Below are 21,389 nucleotides of genomic sequence, written 5' to 3'. Positions count from 1 at the left end.
TTCCCCCCAGAAAAAAAGTATTAGCGATTAATTTACGGCCCCAGACGGTATTTTTCTAATGATTCTCGACTGCTCATCCGGTGATAGCTGCTTGGTGGTCAGGATGAATTGCAGCTGCTCCTTGATCTGGTGTACCGCCTGATCCATATTCAAACCGCGGTCGCGTTCAATCTGTTCTATGATTTGTCTTATTTGCTGGATTGGCAGGACAACGCCTGTCCTATGCTGGTCATTATTGTCACTGCGGCTTCGGGCAATTACTGCTGCTGTAAAAGCTTCCCGAATATTGGCGATAGCTGCTGCGCGGTTATACTCTGCGTTAAATGCGGAGCGTAAGTGCTCTAATTCTAGCGGATTGTCAAAATGGTAGGTTTCTATGGCGGGATAGGTGTCATTCATAAGCTGAGTCAGAACCTGCCGCGGCCCGACTTCCACCGTCCGGTCGACTCCATTGCGGAACATATACTCCATCGTCTCCAGCCAGCGAACTGGATGAGTCATCTGGCGGTAAAGAAGCTCATTCAGCTCCTGCCGCTGGTAGGGCCGGGCAGTAACGTTGGAAATAATAGGCCATTGCCCATCCTGGGTCTCATACTGCTCCAGTTCTACGATGAGCTGATCGGCTGCGGTTTGCATTAGCGGGCTGTGGAACGGAGCGCTGACATTCAAATACTTCACAACCGCGCCCGGCACGGCTTCCAGCCTCTCAACGACGGTTTGGACTGCCTCCTGGTGCCCAGCAATCACATGCTGGCTCCGTGAATTGCAGCAGGCAACAACTACCTGTTTCGTGGCCGTAGAAGCCTGACGGCACCACATCTCCAATGCTTCCCTGGGTACATGAATCACGGCTACCATTGCTCCAAGGCTGGAGGCAACTGCCGCTTGCATCAGCATTCCCCGCTTCCTGACGATGCGAAGCCCGTCCGAAAACGACAAGAGGCCGCTGCACACTAAGGCCGAATATTCACCCAGACTATGTCCAGCCAGCAAATAGGGCTCCCAGCCCAGTTCTTCCTTGCCGATTTCAAAGGCAGCGACGCTTACGGCCAAAATAGCCGGCTGCGTATTCATCGTCTGCATGAGTTCCGAGGAACTTCCTTCGAAACACAGCTTGGCAAGATCGAAGCCCAATGTATCATTCGCTTCCTCGAACAGATGTCTTGCCCTGGCGAATTGATCCCGCAGCTTTTTCCCCATTCCGACATATTGGGAACCTTGCCCCGGAAACAAAAAGGCCGTTTTTGTCATAAGCAGACCTCAATTCCCTATGGTTTTTTTGACATTCTTCCAAATTTTGTGAGTTTATTAAATTGTGAGTTAGAGAGTTACTTGCATTTCGAGTAGGATGTTATAGCGATTAATGTGGAGTCGTGGATGTTTCAAAGTGGGTTTAGAAAAAAGAGCTCTAAAGATGAGGTTTTTAATGTCATTTAATCTTGTAAATTACATAAATACATAATAGAGTTTGCTTCCCATAAAATAACATTACCTATGTTCTTTTTCAAAGTCAATCCAAATAATGTAAGAATTGTGTAAGTTTCATGTTAAAAATGTTGTATTATGTTTTTTTTCAGAAACAGCAAAAAGGCCGCTGGACAGACCAGCAAGCCGTTTTTTGCAAACATTTATTTTCAAGAATTTTAGACTAGTAAAAAATTTATTTATTCCACCGTCAGAATTCGCGGCGATGTCGTTTGAACAGATCTGGAGGCGAACCAAGATCCCAGACATGCAGCCACGATACTCAGGGGAATCATCGCGGCAATCCCTCCCCCATTCAAAATTAATGGTACCTCAACTATTCCATAATCGGCCAGAATGAAGTTCAGCAGAGGAGGGAGACCTATTAATCCGAGGGGAACTCCCACTAAAGCCCCAATCGCCGACACCACTAGAATTCCAGCAGTTACCGCCATGCGAATTTGCCTGGAAGTCATGCCAATCGATTTGTAAATGCCATAGGTCCGGCTTTCCTTCTTCATGTTGATCCGGCAGATGCTGTAGATAATAACGAACGTAATGACGATGAACAACAGGGCCATCACCGACATGGGCAAAATCAATATAGTAACCGCTTGGGAGAACACCTCATCCACTAGCGTAGCTTGGCTTGCCGTCCAGATTGAACTGCCGTATTTATGATGCAATTCGCTTACGAATTGATCAATAGAGACGCCATCCTGCAAATTGATAAAAGTCGTGTTCATCACAGCGCCATAGTCGGGGTTAACCTTTCGAACAACATCAGCTGTTATGCGTCCCGTGTAGGACATGTTTGCGATGGCCTGATAGATCCCCGTCACGGTAAGCGTATGCTTCTCTCCTTCGATGTAAATGTCGAGCGGATCGCCTACATCGATGTTCAAGCTTCTAGCAATATTAACGCCGATGGAAATTTCTTGGCCGTTCAACGGATTGCGCCCTTTGACGTTCTCATAACCAATCTCATCATAGTTCCCCTCAGCCACCGTCAGCAAAATTCCCATCGTATCCTGCTCCATTTCGGCTGCCAAATCTTTGTCGATCGGCAATACGGCATTGGCGTCTCCATATCGGCTATAGTTCTTGACCCTTTGATCTGATAGCACTTCTTCGTGAAGCTGCTCATAGGTCAATTTGGCCGGATTATCAATCCTTACCGATAGGTCGGCCGAATCATATCCCCATTTCGCAATAGTTCCATGAATGGAGGAAATGCTGTACACGAACAAAAATCCAAAAACGAGCACTGAAGTAGACAACGCCGTAATCAAAATGATCAATGCAGAACCCCGTATATTTTTCGTTACGCCCCTTAGTCCGATGATCATCTCCGTTGGAAGGGAACCCAGCTTCAGCAGCTTCTTCTTCCATGTGCTTCCCCGGCCCGATTGTTTGGAGCTGTCCTTCTCCGACATGCCATAACGAATCGCCTGTGCGGGCTCAATACCGCGAGCTTTGTAGGAGAACAGCAGGGCAGACAGGAATATGACCGCGACCACCGCTGCACCCACCCAGATTGCAATAGCCGAAAATTGAACATTCATATCCGCTGTGCCTGTATTGAGATAGGCCATCGAGCTGCTAACGATATTGTTCGAGAACACATAACTTAACAAAATGCCCGGAATAACCGAGACGAACGCCAGCAGCGTATATTGCGTCACATAAGCCGCAACTACCTTGCGAGAAGATAAGCCAACCGATTTGATAATGCCGATCGTCTTGTAGCTCGACAGAATCGCATCGGAAATTGTAAATCCAAGCGTATATAGAGCAACGGATATCATGACGACTGCCAGGAAGACCATAATAAAGCTGATGACTTGATTGGCAATCATATAGTAGGAGGAAATGCTTTCGAAATCTTTCACTGACTCCAAGTAAGGTGTGCCCAGGAACTTCTCGAAGCTCTCCCAGTAAGCACGGTTTTGGCTATAATCATCAAAACGGAGCCCTGTCATATACATATCGCTGCCTTGCAGCGAGGCCATATGGGTGTTGTAATCCTGGCCATTCATCCATATTCTCCCGCTGGTCGCAAACGGCGAGCAGTAGGAGATGTCCACGACCACCGCAGCGACCTGCAGACGGAAGGTTTCCTTGTCCGTCTTGAACTCGATTGGATCGCCTACCTGTATATCATTGGAATAAGCGAGAGATGTCGGAATCCAGGCTGTCCCAGGCTTGGGAGCCTGTGTCTCCCCCCCTTGTACAAACAAGAGCTTATCGACGGGAAAAGGGCCTTTCGGCGTATCCATCATGAACAAGTCGACATTAGGAATTTCTGCACCGGCATGCGACATGCTGGACAGATAGCGGTACCGCATCATCTCCGAGGCCGTAACCCCCTGCTGTCCGGCCCACCACTGATGAACCTGATTAGGATCATGAATACCGTTCTCCAGCCGCAGAATTTGATGGGCCCCATGAACCTTGGCATGCATATTCTCATATACCCGGTTCGTGTTGTTGATGACCAATATCGCCGTGGAGAGAAGCAGGGCAGATAACATGATGATGATCGCCATGAAGCTGTTTTGTACTTTTTTATTTTTTAGATTCGACCAGCATAGCTTCCATATCGCATACATCCGTTACCGCCCCTTTCCCGACATAAACATAAAGATTTGGTTTTCTCTGTCCTTCAATTGATCCGGGGAATACTTGCCGAGTTCCAGGATCCCGTCTATGTTTCCATCCTTCACTAGAATCAGGCGATCCGCTCTGCAGGCTGCCTTAATATCATGTGTAACCATAACTATGGATTGAGACTTTTGGTTCATTTCCGTCAAAATATCCAAAATGATTGTGCCTTGCTCCTGACTAAGCGCCCCTGTCGGCTCATCGGCAAAAATAACTTCAGGAGAGTTGATCAGCGCCCGGGCAATGGCTGCCCGCTGCTGCTGTCCGCCGGATACCTGGGACGGCAGACGGTCTGCCTGCTCAGCAATGCCCATCATTTGCAGCAGGGTCATAGCCTGTATATTAATTTCACTCTTACCGCGACCAGCCACATACCCCGGAAAAGCGACATTTTCCAATAAGGTGAAATCCGGGATTAAGTTGATCGACTGATAAACATAGCCGATTTTGTTGGATCGAAAATCCGTGATCTCCTTCTCCGAATATTGGTCGATTCGCTGGCCCTTAAAATATACTTCTCCGGAAGTTATCGTATCCAGACCGCTCAGCAGATACAGCAGCGTGGATTTGCCCGAGCCCGAGCTGCCCATAATGACCGTGAAATCCCCCTCGTACAACTGAAGATTTACACCTTTGGCCGCATGGAACTGTTCAGTTCCCATAGAATAAGATTTGCACAAATTAACCGCCTCGATGATAACAACCTTCTTGGCATTGGCCGTAATCATAAATATTCCTCCTTGTAAATTACATTTTATATTTTTAATTTCATTTTTTTACATTCGTAGCGCGCAATTGGCCATCGGGTTCATCTGTTGCTGCAAATTAGTTGTTATGATCATGGTAAGTGGTTATTTAGCATATCTAGTAGGTAGGCATAAACGAGAGGGCTGCTTATTTATGTTCAATAATGAGGTTGCCGGTGTCGGAGACAAGATGCAATAGCGGTCCTCCAGCGCCGATATGATCATCTTCGTAGTGGGGTAGTGTGACATGGATCTGTCCGGAATCTGTTTCAAGTTTGGTGCGAAGCGCTTCAGGCGCCTTGGCGGTCTGTATCGTAATGTCGCCCGTATCCGTCACCGCCTTGATGTCGTAGTTAATTCGTTCAAGGGCTATCTCGATTGCTCCAGTGTCCGACTTTACGTTCAAGAGACCCTCGGCTGCGTTCACTTCTATATTGCCTGTGTCGCTAGTCAGCTCATATTCATTCGCCTGGACCGATTCTATATAAATACTTGCCGTATCCGTGACGACCTGCAGTTGATCCAGCTCGGCCGCAGGAATGCCTACCGTTAACTGAAGCTTAGTATAGAGGTCAAAAAAGCGCATCCTGCTGTCCTGCACAATCTCAATCTGAACTCGTCCGCTTTCCTTATCCATGACTAAGTGGTAGTCCTTCAGCCATTTCTTGGTCGTCCTTCCCTCCAATATCGCTTCGATTTCATTTCCTTCAATCGGAATGATCTTCACCGTCCCAGTCTCGGCTCGAATATACAGTTCTTTGACTTGCTCAGTACTAGCGGATCTTTGAATGTCAAAATTCTCTACGTTGAATGGGGAATTCCCCATTAGATACATCACTACATTACCTATTACCGCAACAGCAATCAGAACAATCGCCAGTCTTAATATATTTCGCATGTTTTTTGTCAAAATAAATCATATCCTCCCTATAGCTTTCAAATTATACCGTAAATACCGGATTACCAGCTTGTAATATAGACCAGTCACCTTTAACGCTCCAACCATAAGTAATAATCCTGCACCGACTAGGCCAAGCATAAGGAAGAAATCATGGATGAGAATGGAGACCGATTGATGCTGAATAATAAGCAGGATGGGAGATATGATTAAGAAGAGGGAAAATCCATACAATCCGGCAAGCACGAGTAACGAAGCAACGAACGGCAGAAATACAATGATTAGATTGAACAAACCCAGGCTTACCGTTGCCATGACGGCTTTAGTCACGTTGGGGAGCGAAGGAGACTGTCCCGCCTTCTGGATTTGGGACTGGGCCAGCACCTCGCGGGCGACCAGTTTCGGCTCCCCTAGCTTAAGGATCACTTCTTCTTCGCTTCGTCCGCTGAGCTCAGCTTGCTCAAAGTGCTCCATGTAGTCAGCCAGGATATCCTTTCTTTCGGCAGGAGAAAGCTGCTTTAAATATTGAAGCAGTTCGTTTAGATACGCCTCCTTATTCACCCCAAGCCCTCCTCAATCATCTCTTGTACTCCTACAGCAAATTTGCTCCATTCCGATACCAGCTCATTCATGACTTCCCTTCCTTGTTCCGTAATCTTATAGTACTTTCTTGGAGGGCCCTCCATTGATTCATGAAGATAGGTTGAAAATAAACCTTCTGCGGCGAGCCTTCTCAGCAATGGATAAATCGTTCCTTCCGCAATTTCGAACCTTTGTGAAATCTGCTCCACAAGCTCATAACCGTAACGATCCTTCTTAGCCGTCAAGACGAGAACACAAAGCTCCAAAACCCCTTTCTTGAATTGGATATTCATCGCTTCTCACCACCGCTTTACTCAGTACTATTCAATGCACAGTAGTTAGGATATACATATATTAACATTCAGTACTATATATTGCAAGATACCTGTTATTATATTTTTTCCCATTTATAAGCCCAAATCTAAAGGTACCAGGTCTTAAAAAAGACTGCCCCCTCAGCCCTGCGGCCTTGAAGACAGTCTTATCGCATAAATTTTGCTTCACTTATCGGCGTACGCCCACTGTTACAATTTCGCTCGGGAGCACCTGCATGGACAATCCTTCACGGCTGTTCCCGGAGGATAGTGGCTCCCGCGGTTCTTCCAGAATCGTCGTCTTATAGAAATACTGATGGGGAATTTCAGATTTCAGCATAAGCTCAGCATGCTGATCACTCATATTGTACCAGCGCATCAGCAGATCTCCTGTCTCCTCATTCATTTTCAACGAAGAGAACGCCAGCTCTGGGCTTTCCCATTGGAACGGCGCATAAGCCGGCGCAATCGCCCCATCATGCACCCCGGTCTGGCACACCGTCCATGGGATCTGGAACTGGTAGGCTTCCACATAAGCGCCAGTCGTCATGCCGTCCCCGGAATGCGGGATCAGTTCCATCCGTACTGTATGCTTCCCAAGGCACTGGGCCTCCGGCGTCGGGAACAGTCCCCAGTCTCCAAGCTCGCCGACGCTGCGCAACAGCGTGACCGCAATGGTGTTGCGTCCATCGCGCAGCACCTCGTATTCATTTAAGCCGAGGTTCGCTACGGTCAGTCCTGCCCCAGCCTCTGAGTCACTTACGTCCACGAACGCCTGCTGATGCTGGGTGTTGCTCGGATTGGCCCATTCCGGCGCCGGGACGTTATCCCGTACCGGGATTTCGAACATGGAATCGACATGATGTACGGAAGAGGACAGATCCGTCGGGAACAATGCCCGTACCCGATGATCTTTGGCCTGGTTATCGATCGTGGTCTCGATATGAACTCCCCTGCCGCCGCGCTCCAAGGAGATGATCGTCCGCAGCTTCAGGATTACAGTCTCTCGACTGCGCTGCGCCTTGCGCTCCGGGTAATAGACAAGCTCACGCTGCTCCTCATCCAGCTTGGCATCCGCCGAAGCCGGAATTTCCCAATCATGCGCAATCTGAATAGATGCGCGATACGGCGTATCCTCCAATACAGAAATGCGGGCTGAAAGTCCTTTCGTCGTCAGCGCCGCTTCTCCCTCAGGCTGCTTGTACATATACTCGTTCCCGATATCCCCGGTGTTCTCGTACACGCCCAGTTCGCGGTAGACACGGCCTGTCGCCTTGTCGGTGATCGAGAACGAGCCATTGTCGGCAATTTCGACATGGAGCAGCTCGTTCTCCATTACGCGCTCGCCGTGCAGCAGGGAGGAGCCGACAGGGGATGCTGCGGCCTCAGCACGTCGTACCCAGGCGTACGCACGCAGCCCAAGCGCAGGTACTTGCTCCGCCCGGAATGTCAGCTTCACCCGGCGGCACATATAAGGCTGACGGAACTTGTCATCCGGCAAATCATAGCCGAACAACTGACCGAGATCCTCTACCGTCACATCAAGCGTATTCCCTTGATCATCTACCAGCACGCGGCCGGCGAGGTCCACCTCTTTCATCTGGCGAGCCGTCTCTTCCAGCGTGAAGCCTTCCCGCAAATACAGGCGCGCTGCATCCAGCTCTACGCTGATCGTACCGCTGCGAGTCCACCCCGTCGTATTCATCGCTACCAGCGGCAGCGCATCTTCGCCAAAGGATGCGAACACCGAAGTATCCACCTTAGACGCAATCAACTGCTTGCTATCGTCGATAATCGCCTCGGCCACATGGCGGCTCTTATCGAAGCGTGTCACCATTTCCCGGTGCACCTCGTCTACGCTGCAGCCGCAAATGCTGTCATGCGGATGGTTCTGCATCAGTGTCTTCCAGGCGTAGGTAAACAAGTGATGCGGATACTCTTTGCCCAGTACATGAGCAAACGAAGCTAGCGGTTCTGCGACCTTTTCCAGCAGCGCCTGTCCTTCCTGGTTCATCTGCTTCAAGTAAATTCGGGCCGACGCCGTATTGACCAGTGTGCCCCATCCGTCCGTCCGCTGGCTGCGCAGCTCGCCTTTGACGGTCGATAGACTGTCGTTATCTAGAACCTGCTCCACCGCCTGCAAATAATCCGGGAAATTCGAATGAACGAACTCCGTATCCGGGTACAGCTTCCGCGCCGTTTCGATTGCCTCCGGCAGATCCAATTGTACCGGCTGATGATCGCAGCCGTTCATGAACAGCAGCTCGCTTGTCGAGGCGTATTTCTCGGCGTCCGCCAGCTTGCGATCCCAGAACGCCCTTGCTTCCGCTTCGTCCACCGGCACTTCATTCCCGTTCGAGTACCAATTCGCAAATAGAATGCCGAGCACCTTGGAGCCGTCCGGCCCTTCCCAGATCAGCTCCGAGAAGGAGGATTCATAACCATCGTCCGACACCGTATTGTTGAACCCGGTCGGCTTCACGCCGCGGCCGAAGAATACATTCGTGATTCCGGACTGCTGCATCAGCTGCGGCGTCTGGCCCACCAGCCCGAACGTATCCGGGAAGTAGCCGATTTTGGCTACCTCTCCGTAACGCTTGGCATCCTGGTGTCCAATCTGCATGTTCCGCACATTGGCTTCCCCGCTCGTCAGAAACGCATCCTGCAAAATATACCAAGGCCCAATCAGCAGGCGTCCGGCGGTAATATGCCGCTGCAGCCGCTCCTGATTTTCCGGGCGGACCTGGAGGTAATCCTCCAGAATAATCGTCTGTCCATCGAGATAGAAGCTGCGGAATTCGCTATCCCCGTCCAGCTTGTCCAACAAGGCATCGATAAGCTGCACCAGCCTTACATGATGCTTCTCATAAGGCATATACCATTCCCGATCCCAGTGGGTGTGGGAAATGATGTGTGCTGTTTTCTTTTTATTCATCTCTCGATTACCTGCCTTCCATCTTATAATGGGTACTCCTCCATATAGTTCAACAGCTCATCTACCGTCGTGAAGGCCAGCCCTGTCACCGTATCGGCACAGCCGTAATAGATGGCAATGCGGCCGGTATCGGCATCGGTCAAGGCGGCGCAAGGGAAAGTTACATTCGGCACGTCGCCTACGCATTCGTACATTGTTTCAGGGCCGAGAATATAGTTGCGCGATCTAGAGATCACCTTCCAAGGCTCATCCAGGTCCAGCAGGGCACAGCCCATACGGTACACGAACCCATTGCATGTATTGATAACCCCATGGTAAATCAACAGCCAGCCTTTGTCGGTCTCGATCGGAACCGGACCAGGGCCGATTTTTTTGGACTGCCAAGCGGATTCGTCGCCGTTGACGGTACCCATCACATACCGGTGTTTCCCCCAGAACGTAAGATCCGGGCTTACGCTGTAAAAGATATCCCCAAAAGGCGTATGCCCCGTATCGCTAGGACGGCTGACCATGGCATAATAATCGCCGATTTTGCGCGGGAACAGCACTCCGTTGCGGTTATATGGCAAAAAGGCGTTTTCCAGCTGATGGAACGTTTTGAAGTCGGTCGTATAGCCGACTCCGATGGTTGGGCCATGGTAGCCGTTACACCAGGTAATATAATAGCGTTTTCCAATTTTAATCACCCGAGGGTCGTAACGGTATTCCCGTTTGGTGATTTCAGGGTCGCCCTCAAACACGATCGGCTCATGATTGATCGTCCAGTTCACACCATCATCGCTAAACCCGGCGAAAATATCCATGCTCACCGATCTGGAATCACAGCGGAACACGCCAGCAAACTTGCCCTCAAAGGGAACAACGGCGGAGTTGAATACACTGTTGGAATTCGGGATCGCATTTCTCTCGATAATCGGGTTTGCCGAGTAACGCCAGACTGGCGCATTCAGACCGGCGGGCTTATCCTGCCAAGGGATATTTTTCAAGGACTCTCCAATAATTTTGCTCATGGTTGATGTCTCCTTTATATCGTAATTAAATTTACAAAATACCTTCCTTCATCGCACGGTACACGAGCTGAGAGAACAAGCTGTTCGACCAGGCGAACCAGCTCCGCGTAAAGATGGCAGGGTCATCCGCATGGAAGCCTTCATGCATGAACCCGGTATCCGCGTCCGTCGCCTCCAGCATGGCGATCATCTCCAGCTTCTCTTCCTTTGTCCGGGCGGTAATGCCCTGCATGGACAGCGCCATATGCCAGATATAATTCTCAGGCGTATGCGGGCTGCCGATGCCCCGCGCCGCCTTCCCCTCGAAGTAGAACGGATTCTCCTTGCTCAATGCGAAACGGCGTGTATTTTGATAGATTTCATCGTCGGCCGTCACATAACCAAGATACGGAATCGACATCAGCCCCGGCGTTCCCGCATCATCCATCAGGCAGTAGTTGCCATAGCCGTCGGTTTCGTAAGCGTAAATCGGCCCGAATTCCGGATGACGGTAGATGCCGTACAGCTTGATTCCATGATCCACCTCGAACTCCAGCTCCTTCAGCTCCGCCAGGAAGTCCATGTCCCGGAACACCCATTCCGCGAACTCCTGCATCTGGCGCAACGCGACGACCGCGAACATATTGCCGGGAATGTTGTAGTGGAAATCACAGGCATCATCGCTGGAACGGAAGCCGGACCAGATCATCCCAGTATAGTTGACCGGCATTCCCAGCCCGTTATTGCGAAGGGAATCCTCCGGTATCCCGTTATTGCGTGTAAACCGGTATGGGGACTGCTCGAAATGGCGCTGCTCTGTTTTGAATACATCGACGATCTTGCGCATCGCCGCCTTGAACCCGGCATCAAAAATATCGGTGCGCTCCGTCTCCTTCCAATACATATAAGCGAGCCGTACTACGAAACATAACGAGTCAATTTCGAACTTCCGCTCCCACACCCATGGCGACATTTCCGTCTCATCCGTCGTGTTCCAGTGCCAGTCATTGGCGGTCTCGTTAAACGCGTTGGCATACGGATCAATATGGACATACTGAATGTGGCGCTTGATCAGCCCGCCGATAATCCGCTGCAAATCAGCGTCGTCCTTGGCCAGCGGCACGTAATGAATGACCTGCTCCACGGAGTCGCGCAGCCACAAAGCCGGGATATCGCCCGTAATTACGAAGGTCGTGCCGTCGTCCATCAGTTTCGTTGTCGTCTCCAGCGTATTCGGAAAAGTATTCTTGAACAGCTTCAGCAGCTTAGGCCGGTGTGCCAGCTTCTCCTCGGCTTCCTGCAATACCTCCAGCACAGCCCTTGGCAGCTCCAGCTTCGGCATTGGAATTTTCGGTAATCTGAATTGTTCCATGTCGTTTCTCTCCTTAATATGTCGAGTAGTATAGGCTTATGAGTGTGAGTAGAACTATTGGCTGAATGAAGCCGTGAATGCTTAATGGTGACTGCTAACTCATATGTTGTTGCTGATGCTTAACAATGAATGCTTGATCTTGATGGTCCTGATTTCATATGGCGCAAAAGACAGAGCAATGACCCCGTTGTCATCGTTCAGCCGCTCCGTTTCCTCTTCCAGCGCATTAGACAGCCACACATCCTGCACAGGCTGCGCCCAGCGGAGTTCCACATCCTCCCGGCCTCCGGAAGATTCGTAGAAACGCAGGACCGTCCCGCTTCCATCCTCCGCCGGCTTGACGGTATCGACAATGACATGCCGTCCCGTAAACGAGATGAAAGAATGCTCCGCAGGAAGCTTCCCTTGTTTCGGCTCTGCGGCCGCAACGACGGAAGCATGATTCAGTTCGGACGCCTGCCTTACCGTGTGCGCAGACTGCCAGTCCCCTTGGTGAGGGAAGAGCGAGTATGTAAACTCATGCTCGCCAAGATCCGCGCTAATATCCGGCCATTTTGGCGCCCGCAGCAGGGACAAGCGAATCGTGCTGCCCTGAACGTCGTAGCCGTATTTGCAATCGTTCAGCAGGCTTACACCGTAGCCCCGCTCGGACACATCGGCGAAACGGTGGCCGCACACCTCGTACTGGGCCTGCTCCCAGCTCGTATTGCGATGGGTTGTGCGCTCCAGTGCCCCGAAAGGAATTTCATAGGTCGCTTTGTCCGTAACAACATCGATCGGGAATCCGACCTTGAGGAGCTTGTGTGCTTCATTCCAGTCGACATGCGTCTTGAAGTCGATGCGCGGGTTATCGTGATAGAAAATCACATCCTGCGTAATGAACGACTGGCTGATGCTCCAGCGGAATCGAAGCACGTCCTTGGTGGCCCCCGTCCAGAGAATGCGCTTCTCCAGCAGCTCGGCTTCTCCCGCCGGCTGTTGTTCATAACGCTCATCGATATCCCATGCGTCCCATAATGTCGGACGGTCATGGAAGAAATGGAACCGGTTGGCCGCTTCCCCTGGCTTCACAATCTCTCGGCTGGCCAGTTTGTCGAACAAGCTGACGATTTCTCCCCGATCATTGAAGCGGACAAGGTAATACTCCGTCTCCCAGACCGCTAGATCTTGCTGCTTATCTTGGCCTGGTGCAGCCTCATCAGCGACCGAATCCCTGTCCAGATCGGCCGTCACGCGATCAGTCTCAAGCCAAATCGTCGTGTAACCGAAGGCGGGAATGTTCTTCACCAAAACCCATACCGTTCGCTTGCCCTGGTCATCGCTGCTGACGTCAACTGCAAGGCGATGCCCTTGCGCATCATAAGCAGCCACCCCTGCAGAGATAGGAGTCTCCTCTGCATCGCTCTCCTCTAATTCAATGGCAACGACTTCAGTGCGGCTCCAGCCCAGGCTGTTAAATATGATGTAAGGCTTGCCATTGCTTGCCATTGCCCCTGTGCCCGGATTTATGTCATAACCGCCATTGCCGTCCCCCGGCAGGGTTGTAATCATTTCCGCCAGCGCTTGGATGCCGAACCCCAGCACAGTCTCGCCGTGCTCGAAGACCTCGGCGTACTCCTTCATGGAGGTAACGTAGCTCTCGGTAATCGCCGAGCCCGGAATAATGTCGTGGAACTGATTCAGCAGGATGAGCTTCCAGCCGTCATGGAGGCGCTGATCCGCCTCCTGCCGCAGCTCCGGCTGCATGGCCTGTGCCCCGAGCGCATTCCACAATTCCGCCTCGCGGTATAATATCTCCGCCTTGCGATTGTTCAGCTTGTTTCGGCCATGGGTCGTATACGTTCCGCGGTGCAGCTCCAAATACAAGTCGCCATGCCATTCCGGCAGTTTCGGCTGAGTTTCCGATATTCCGGCGAAGAATTCCTTCGCCGTGCTGTAGCGGCTGCCTGGCTGGCCAACCATCAGCTCTGCGCGGTCGATATATTCCAGCATTTCGCGAGTCACTCCGCCCCCGCCGTCCCCATGTCCGTAGGGCAGCATCTGCTCATTATGCTTGGCCTTCTCCCGGTAGGACTGCCAGTGATCATGGACATCCTTCGGCAGCGTATTCTCGTTCACGCCATGGTTCAGATAGGAGAGCATCGCCGTACCGTCTATGCCAACCCAGTGGAACAGATCATACGGGAACACATTCGTATCGTTCCAGCCGAGCTTCGTAGTCATGAAGTAACGTACACCGCCGTGCTGCAAAATTTGCGGCAGGGAGGCGCAGTAACCGAACGTATCCGGCAGCCATTCGATATCCGAGGTCATGCCGAACTCCTCCTGATAGAACCGCTGGCCATACAGCATTTGCCGCATCAGCGATTCGCCGCTCGGAATGTTCAAATCCGGCTCGACCCACATGCCGCCAACCAGCTCCCAGCGCCCTTCCCGGATTCTAGCCTTGACTCGTTCGTATAGCTCCGGGTCATTGTCCTTCAAATAAGCAAATAATAGCGGCTGGCTCTGTGCATATTGATACTGCGGATATTCGTCCATCAAGGCGTCTACAGTAGAGAACGTGCGGCTCACCTTGCGAACCGTTTCTCGTGCCGGCCACAGCCAGGCAATATCGATATGCGATTGCCCGACCATATGCAGCGTACCTTCCGCATTGCCGCCGATCTCCCGGATTCTTTCCCTTAATTCTTGCTCTAAATGCTCTATAGCTCCTCCGTCGCGAATCTCCGCCACGCTGAGAGCAACGAACTGATCCATCGCCTGGTACAGCGCCTCCATCAGCCGGGTGCGGCGAAAATCCTGCTCCGGCAGCAGTTGCATGGAATCACGGGCGATCACAGCCGTATACATCAGGCTTTGTACCGCGCGGTTTACCAGCACCAGACTACTGCGGATTGACGTAATCGGCGGTTGGATGACCGCCTGCTGATTCAACGGATCTACCGGTTCAGGGATCGGATCAAAGAGCTCAATTTCCAGGTCGAGGACGCTTCCATCCCGCTCTGGCCGCAATGTAACGAATGTGTGGTTTCGATCCAGCCCCTGATAAGAGGCTCCGTTCACCCGCAGCAATCCCTCCCCGCCCGATTCGAAGATAAGGCCGATATGCGCGCCATGCCTGTTATGTCCATTACGCCCGTCATGCACGTTATGCCCATTACGCCCGTTAAGCCAGGCCGCGGGAATTTCAAGCTGCTGCCTGAAAAAATACGTCGTCCCCTGCGTACTTGGAAACCGCTGCAAATCGCGTCCATCGGCATACGTTCCGAAATGCTCGTACTGGCCAGGCAAGTGGTACGTCGCATAGGAAATATCCCAATTAGCCAGCTCGCAAGATTCCAGCCACTGACGCTCAGACAGCTCGCGAATGAATCTCCTGATCCGTTCCATCGCTATTCCTCCTCCCGTACTCTCAGATCGACGCTCTCCCCGTCGTTTACGTGCTTGCCGACATAAATTTTGAATTGCCCCGGCTCTACGACCGGTTTATGATCAAGCCCGATGTATTCCAGCTGCTCCCGGCCCACCTTGAAGCTCACTTCCCGGCTTTCGCCCGGCGCAAGCTGGAGCTTCGCAAAGCCCTTCAGCTCCTTGGCCGGTCTCGTCACTTTGCTGGCCACATCGGATACATACATCTGCACAACTTCTGCTCCCGCAAGCTGGCCGGCATTCGTCACGGTGACGCTGACGACCGCCTCTTCATCCTCCGAAATGACCGCCGGCTCTACGCGCAGATTGGAATACGCAAATTCCGTATAGCTCAATCCGTAGCCGAACGGATACCGCGGCTGGGCGTCCTCCTCCAAATAACGCTTGCCCCGCGAGCGTTTGCCGTTGTAGTAGACCGGAAGCTGACCGACATGCTTGGGAATCGAGATCGTCAGACGACCTGACGGGTTCACGTCGCCGAACAACACGTCCGCGACTGCATGGCCGCCCTCCTGTCCCGGATACCAAGCCTCTACCACCGCATGGGCATGATCCTCGATCCACGGCTCGGCAATCGGCCGCCCGTTAATGTAGACGACGATGACTGGTTTGCCCAGCTTGTGAACCTCTTGCACAAGCTCCAGCTGCACACCGGACAATTGCAAGGAGATGCGGTCAATCCCTTCGCCGCAGTCCATGTCGCTCCAGGAATTTTCCGTCACCTTGGATGCTCCCGTCCGCAGATCGATCGTGCCTTCGCCGAAATCACGGGCACTGGAGCCCCCAACGACCATGATGATCGTGTCGGCCTGCTCCGCACAGGACAAGGCGTACTCGAAGCCTTCCCTGGAATCGCCTTTAATCCGGCAGCCCGGCGCATACAGCACCCGCTCCGGCTGGCCGGCAAGCTTGCTGCGAATGCCGTCCAGCACAGTGACCACCTTATCCTTTGGCTGAGGGGACGTGTAATCCCCAAGCTGGTTATAGCCCACGTCTGCATTCGGCCCGATGACCGCGACCTTTCCTGCCGTTTTCGACAGCGGCAGAATGCCGTCCTCGTTCTTCAGCAGCACGATGCCTTCGCCAGCGATCCGGCGAGCCAGCTCCTTGTGCTTATCGCTGCCAATCACCTCCGCCGCCCGCTCCGGGTCAGCATACGGACGCTCGAACAGGCCCAGCTTGAATTTCAGCGTCAGCACCCGGCGTACGGCCGTATCAACCACTTCCATATCCAGCTTGCCTTGACGTACGGCTTCAACCAAATACTTGCCGAACATTTCACCCGACATTTCCATATCGATGCCTGCGGTAATGGCTTGAATTGCGGCATCCATCCCGTCTTCAGCCACATCATGACCCGCAGCAAGCATATCGATCGCTCCGCAGTCGGTAATGACCATGCCATCGAAGCCCCACTCCCCACGAAGCACATCGTCCAGCAGCTCGCGATTCGTCGTGCACGGCACCCCATCGATTTCGTTGTAAGCCGGCATAATGGACTTCGCGCCTGCTTCAACCGCTTTTCTAAACGGCAGCATATCCACTTCCAGCAGCTCCCGCATGCCCATATGCACAGGTCCAGCATTTCTGCCCCCTTCGGAGCTGCCGTACCCGACAAAATGCTTGAGGGTAGCTGCAACGGTATCATCCCGATCTAACGAATCTCCTTGCAATCCTTCCACCGAAGCGACCGCCATTTCGCCGATCAGATAGGGATCTTCCCCGAAGCATTCCTCGGTCCGGCCCCAACGCGGATCGCGAACGACATCCAGCACGGGCGAATAAGTGACCGCGCCGCCTTGGCTTCTCGTCTCCAAAGCGACCGCACGGCACATCTCGCGGTACAGTTCCACATTCCAGGTACTGCCCAGCGACAGCGGCACAGGGAACACCGTCGCGCCAATCGCCATATGTCCGTGAGAGCACTCCTCCCCGATCAGAATCGGGATGCCGAGCCGGGAATTCTCGATGGCGTAGCGCTGAATTTCGTTCACCGCCTCAGCCCCTTCCCGGGGAGACAGCCCCGTTTCCAGCGTAACCCCTGTCCATGGGTCAGCCCGAAGCGTGCCGTAAAGAGAACCAATGCCTCCGTTTTTCACTTGTTCCTTGAAGGATTCCGTAAGACTGATTTTTCCATCTATATGCTCATAGGCTTGCCAGCCGAAAGTTTGAATCAGCTGTCCCGCCTTCTCTTCCAAAGTCATAAGCCCGAGCAGATGCTCTACCCGTTCTTCCGTTGGTCTATGCCTATCTTTATAGATCTTGGTCATCGTCTCCACTCTCTCCTCTACCTCGATGATCTTATTCTTTAACAGCGCCGATCGTCAGACCTTGAATGAAATAGCGCTGGAAGAAGGGATAAGCGAAAATAATCGGCCCCGTCGCGAGAACAACCATCGCCATACGGGATGTATCCTGCGGCATCGAACGCAGCGCCTCCAGGCTAAGTGAGCTATTCTGTGAGTTTTGCATAATGAATTGCATGCTTGTCTCGATCCGCATCAGCATGGATTGCAGCGGAACCAGATTAGGATCGTCGATATAGAGCAGGGCATTGAACCAGTCATTCCAGTAGCCCAGCGTGCTGAACAGCCCGATCGTAGCGAGGCCCGGCAGAGACAGCGGCAATACAAGCTTCAGAAAAATACGGAATTCGCCCGCGCCGTCGATTTTACCCGATTCTAGAATCGCATCCGGAACACTCGTGCTATAGAAGGTCCGCAGAATCATAATATAGAACGCGTTAACGGCCAGCGGCAGAATCAATGCCCAAATCGTATCCTTCAGGCCGAGCAGCTGCGTCGTAACGATATACGTCGGAACGAGTCCGCCGTTGAACAGCATCGTAAAGAAAGCAAAGAAGGAGAAAAAGTTGCGATATTTAAAGCTTTTGCGCGAAATGGCATAAGCATAAAATGCGATAAACAATAAACTGATTATCGTCCCTACAACGGTTATGAATATCGTTACTCCGTACGAACGGAGCAGCGTATCCCCCGTCTGAAACACGTATTTGTAGGCTTCAAAGCTCCATTTGGCAGGCAGCAGACGATAGCCGTCACGCGCCAATACTCCTTCATCCGTGAAGGAAATGATGACTACGAATAGAAAAGGAAATACGCACACAAAAGAAAAAATGCCGGCAATCAGGTTGAATATCATATTCCAAGGCTTGGATAAATGGTGGAAATCCCTTGTTTTTATAGCACTTTGCGCCATGTTGCTTCTCACTCCCTTCTAGAACAACGCATTGTCCTTATCGAACTTGCGCACGATGTAGTTTGACGTCATAACGAGCGTAAAGCCGACGATGGATTGATACAGGCCAGCTGCGGTACTCATGCCGATTTCTCCTGTCGTCTTAAGGCCACGGTACACATACGTATCGATGACGTTCGTAACGGCATACAGGCTTCCGGAGTTTCTCGGCACCTGATAGAAGAGACCGAAGTCTGCGTAGAATATTTTCCCGACCGCAAGCAGCGTCATAATCGTAATGATCGGGGCAAGCATCGGCACCGTGATGCGGCGGATTTGCTGCCATTTGTTCGCACCGTCGATCATTGCCGCCTCGTATAGCGACCTGTCGATTCCCATAATCGCCGCCAGATAGACGACGCTGTTGTAGCCGACCGCCTTCCACAGATAGACCAGAATAATAATAAACGGCCAATATTTCGGATCGGCATACCATTGGATAGGATCCATGCCAAGACCTTTAAACACCTGATTCAGCAGCCCGCGCTCGGAGCTCAGGAAGCTGAATGCGAAATAGCCGACGATGACCCAGGACAAAAAATACGGGAGGAACATGCCGGTTTGATATATTTTCGCTAAGCGTTTGTTCACGATCTCAGAGAGCACGATGGCCATCAATACCGACAACACTAAACCGATAAAAATAAATGCTAGATTATACAGCAGCGTGTTCCGCGTAATGACAAATGCGTCGTTTGTGCTGAACAGAAACTTGAAATTATCCCATCCGACCCACTTACTGTTCACGATACTCGCCCAGAAGCCGTCTCTATGGAAACGGTACTGCTTAAAGGCAATGACGGTACCCAGCATCGGCAGATAGGAGAAGAAGAGAAACCACAATGCACCCGGCAGAACCATGAGCAGCATCACTTTGTTTTTGGCGATGTCTTTAAAAAAGCTGCCGATTTTCCTCACGCTTACCCCTCCTGTTGGTTATTGAAAAAGAAGACCGGGAGGGCCAATCACCCGCCCGATCTTCGATTCGTTCCTACTTGTTGTTTGCAGCTCTCCACTCGTCAATCTGTTTTTGAGCTTCCGCGATAATCTTATCCAGACCCGCGGCTTTAAATTTCTCATTTGCTTTTGGCAGGTACTCTTCCGGATCTACTGTACCCGTCATAAGGGATGCCCAGAATTCGTCCTTCACGTTCTGCACGGCAGCGATTTCACTCGCTACATTCGTTGCATCAAAGTTGAAGCCCAGCAGCGGCGCGTTTTTACCCGATTCGTTGAACTCTTTGAATTGCTCCCATTTGTCGGAAGGATCGTTCTCGTTCAAGTAAGTGATCAGAATGTTCCCCAGGGAGAAGGTTGGCATGTCATAGTTCTTAGATTCCTCCAGGTTTTTCATGACATTGTCGCCGACTTTCTCATAATGGACGCCTTCGATTCCAGAATCGATCATATTGCGAAGCACTGGGTCTGTGTTAAGCAGATTCAGAAATTCCATAGCTTTCTCAGGGTATTTCGAGTTTGCGGAAATCGCCTGCATCGAACCCATAACGGACCAGTTATATACATAAGCATCGCCAGCTGGCGTTGAGGTTACCGGATAACCATAGCTTGCAGACCAGAGGTTATTGGCCAGCGGCTGTGTAGCAGCGCGATCCGAGAACCATTTTCCGGATTTATACAAATCATCTACCGAAGTCGTGGTCGCTGCCTCTGGAGAAATGTAGCCGGCTTGATAGAACTTGCGCATCGTCTTCAATGTTTCCTTGGCTTCCTCAGTTTCCAGGATGTTCACGACTTTATAGTCCTTGGTGTCCATGTATACAGCCATCGGCATTTTTTCAATCACGTAGTCGAACGGCATAAGCGGCACATGGTCACTCATGATGGCATACGGCGTGATGCCGGGCTCATTCTCCTTGATGACCTTCAGCAGAGGCTCAAGGCTCTCCAGAGAACGTACGTTTGAAATGCCTAAATTGTATTTATCAAGCAAGTCTTGATTGAAGCGGTAAACCTCCTGTGCTGGTAATTCCTTGTTGGCCGGAACAGCATAGTTATGTCCGTCAACCTTGGAGCCTTCCAGGAACGCAGGATCCAGTACTTCCTTGATGCCTTGGCCATGCGTCTCCAGCAGCTCGTCGATTTCCATAAATGCCCCTTTGCGGGCATTCTGCACGTAATCGAACGCCCAGGAGCTGGTGAACAGAATGTCCATAGGCTCACCGGATGCGGCCATGACCTGCATTTTTTGCGTATAGTCGCCGAAGTCGATCATTTTCATTTTGATCGTTGCATTGATTTTTTCCTTGGTATATTTGTTGACTTCCTCCATCACTTTGTCAACATCTTTCTGCGGTGTGCCGATCGTGTACCAAATCAATTCAACCGGCTTGTCGGAGCTGCCTCCAGCGCCAGAAGCCGCTCCATTGTTGCTCGCCTTGCCGCCTCCGCATGCGCTCAGCACAAGTGTAAGCGCCATCAAGGATACGAGAAGCAGAGACAATCTTTTTCTTTGTTTAGCCATTACCTATGAACCTCCCTTTGGTGTAGCCTCCGAATGATCTGCAGCATAACAACGCTATCGTTCCTCCGGACTTCCAAATTATTCATGATGCGATTGCTGGTGGAGGAAGCGGCCAGACTGCCATTCGCGGCTGGCTTTTCGCCTTGATTTCCTTAGTAGGACTATCTTTACTGTAATTTATGAAAGCATTTTCAAATAGAAGCGAAATTAAATAAATCCATGTATAAAATAAAGAAAGGGCTTTCCAGCGGCA

Annotated in this window: 14 protein-coding genes; all 14 read right to left on the bottom strand. The window is 51.5% G+C overall.

Annotated elements, in window-relative coordinates; all coding sequences use genetic code 11:
- Positions 1–27 precede the first annotated feature (27 nt).
- The 14 genes from fabD to MKX50_RS02240 all read right to left on the bottom strand — a co-directional run bounded on the left by fabD (position 28) and on the right by MKX50_RS02240 (position 21,136).
- Positions 28–1,251, bottom strand: a complete 1,224-nt coding sequence (gene fabD / locus MKX50_RS02305; protein WP_213590881.1) for an ACP S-malonyltransferase — start codon at positions 1,249–1,251, stop codon at positions 28–30.
- Positions 1,252–1,664: 413 nt separating this feature from the next.
- Positions 1,665–4,076: an FtsX-like permease family protein gene (locus MKX50_RS02300; protein ID WP_213590880.1), complete on the bottom strand. Its 2,412-nt coding sequence runs from the start codon at positions 4,074–4,076 to the stop codon at positions 1,665–1,667.
- 3 nt (positions 4,077–4,079) lie between these two features.
- Positions 4,080–4,856 carry an ABC transporter ATP-binding protein gene (locus tag MKX50_RS02295; RefSeq protein WP_213590879.1) on the bottom strand — a complete coding sequence of 259 codons (777 nt, stop codon included), beginning with the start codon at positions 4,854–4,856 and terminating at the stop codon, positions 4,080–4,082.
- Positions 4,857–5,022: 166 nt separating this feature from the next.
- Entirely contained in the window at positions 5,023–5,784 is a 762-nt protein-coding gene (locus MKX50_RS02290; RefSeq protein ID WP_213590878.1) for a DUF4097 family beta strand repeat-containing protein, read from the bottom strand.
- Positions 5,785–5,790: 6 nt separating this feature from the next.
- Positions 5,791–6,333 (bottom strand): DUF1700 domain-containing protein, encoded by a 543-nt coding sequence (locus tag MKX50_RS02285; protein WP_213590877.1) that lies wholly within the window; start codon positions 6,331–6,333, stop codon positions 5,791–5,793.
- Complete coding sequence (locus tag MKX50_RS02280; RefSeq protein WP_213590876.1) at positions 6,330–6,647, bottom strand: PadR family transcriptional regulator; 318 nt, start codon at positions 6,645–6,647, stop codon at positions 6,330–6,332. The genes MKX50_RS02285 and MKX50_RS02280 overlap by 4 nt, the downstream gene beginning before the upstream one ends.
- A 211-nt stretch (positions 6,648–6,858) precedes the next feature.
- Complete coding sequence (locus MKX50_RS02275) at positions 6,859–9,603, bottom strand: alpha-mannosidase (RefSeq protein ID WP_213590875.1); 2,745 nt, start codon at positions 9,601–9,603, stop codon at positions 6,859–6,861.
- A 23-nt stretch (positions 9,604–9,626) separates the two neighbouring features.
- The gene (locus MKX50_RS02270) at positions 9,627–10,613 is read right to left on the bottom strand and encodes a glycoside hydrolase family 130 protein (protein WP_213590874.1); all 987 of its coding nucleotides are present in this window, start codon (positions 10,611–10,613) and stop codon (positions 9,627–9,629) included.
- Between the two features lie 31 nt (positions 10,614–10,644).
- Positions 10,645–11,964: a glycoside hydrolase family 125 protein gene (locus tag MKX50_RS02265; RefSeq protein WP_155611667.1), complete on the bottom strand. Its 1,320-nt coding sequence runs from the start codon at positions 11,962–11,964 to the stop codon at positions 10,645–10,647.
- 99 nt (positions 11,965–12,063) lie between these two features.
- Positions 12,064–15,357: an alpha-mannosidase gene (locus tag MKX50_RS02260; RefSeq protein ID WP_339158292.1), complete on the bottom strand. Its 3,294-nt coding sequence runs from the start codon at positions 15,355–15,357 to the stop codon at positions 12,064–12,066.
- Between the two features lie 2 nt (positions 15,358–15,359).
- Positions 15,360–17,666, bottom strand: coding sequence for a glycoside hydrolase family 3 N-terminal domain-containing protein (locus MKX50_RS02255; RefSeq protein ID WP_213590872.1), 2,307 nt, complete (start codon positions 17,664–17,666; stop codon positions 15,360–15,362).
- Positions 17,667–17,697: 31 nt separating this feature from the next.
- A complete protein-coding gene (locus MKX50_RS02250; RefSeq protein ID WP_213590871.1) occupies positions 17,698–18,615 on the bottom strand; it encodes a carbohydrate ABC transporter permease in 918 nt (305 codons plus the stop codon).
- Positions 18,616–18,633: 18 nt separating this feature from the next.
- Entirely contained in the window at positions 18,634–19,563 is a 930-nt protein-coding gene (locus MKX50_RS02245) for an ABC transporter permease subunit (protein ID WP_213591087.1), read from the bottom strand.
- Positions 19,564–19,645: 82 nt separating this feature from the next.
- Entirely contained in the window at positions 19,646–21,136 is a 1,491-nt protein-coding gene (locus tag MKX50_RS02240; protein ID WP_339158291.1) for an ABC transporter substrate-binding protein, read from the bottom strand.
- Positions 21,137–21,389 lie beyond the last annotated feature (253 nt).

It is taken from the genome of Paenibacillus sp. FSL W8-0186 (assembly GCF_037969765.1).
GTDB lineage: Bacteria > Bacillota > Bacilli > Paenibacillales > Paenibacillaceae > Fontibacillus > Fontibacillus woosongensis.
Note: the sequence above shows the minus strand (reverse complement) of the source record. Positions and strands in the feature narration are given on the sequence as shown.

Coding starts and splice junctions, on each gene's coding strand:
- MKX50_RS02240 (WP_339158291.1), bottom strand. CDS start 21,136: ATGGCTAAACAAAGAAAAAGATTGTCTCTGCTTCTCGTATCCTTGATG.
- MKX50_RS02275 (WP_213590875.1), bottom strand. CDS start 9,603: ATGAATAAAAAGAAAACAGCACACATCATTTCCCACACCCACTGGGAT.
- MKX50_RS02255 (WP_213590872.1), bottom strand. CDS start 17,666: ATGACCAAGATCTATAAAGATAGGCATAGACCAACGGAAGAACGGGTA.
- fabD (WP_213590881.1), bottom strand. CDS start 1,251: ATGACAAAAACGGCCTTTTTGTTTCCGGGGCAAGGTTCCCAATATGTC.
- MKX50_RS02270 (WP_213590874.1), bottom strand. CDS start 10,613: ATGAGCAAAATTATTGGAGAGTCCTTGAAAAATATCCCTTGGCAGGAT.
- MKX50_RS02250 (WP_213590871.1), bottom strand. CDS start 18,615: ATGGCGCAAAGTGCTATAAAAACAAGGGATTTCCACCATTTATCCAAG.
- MKX50_RS02300 (WP_213590880.1), bottom strand. CDS start 4,076: ATGTATGCGATATGGAAGCTATGCTGGTCGAATCTAAAAAATAAAAAA.
- MKX50_RS02280 (WP_213590876.1), bottom strand. CDS start 6,647: ATGAATATCCAATTCAAGAAAGGGGTTTTGGAGCTTTGTGTTCTCGTC.
- MKX50_RS02265 (WP_155611667.1), bottom strand. CDS start 11,964: ATGGAACAATTCAGATTACCGAAAATTCCAATGCCGAAGCTGGAGCTG.
- MKX50_RS02260 (WP_339158292.1), bottom strand. CDS start 15,357: ATGGAACGGATCAGGAGATTCATTCGCGAGCTGTCTGAGCGTCAGTGG.
- MKX50_RS02295 (WP_213590879.1), bottom strand. CDS start 4,856: ATGATTACGGCCAATGCCAAGAAGGTTGTTATCATCGAGGCGGTTAAT.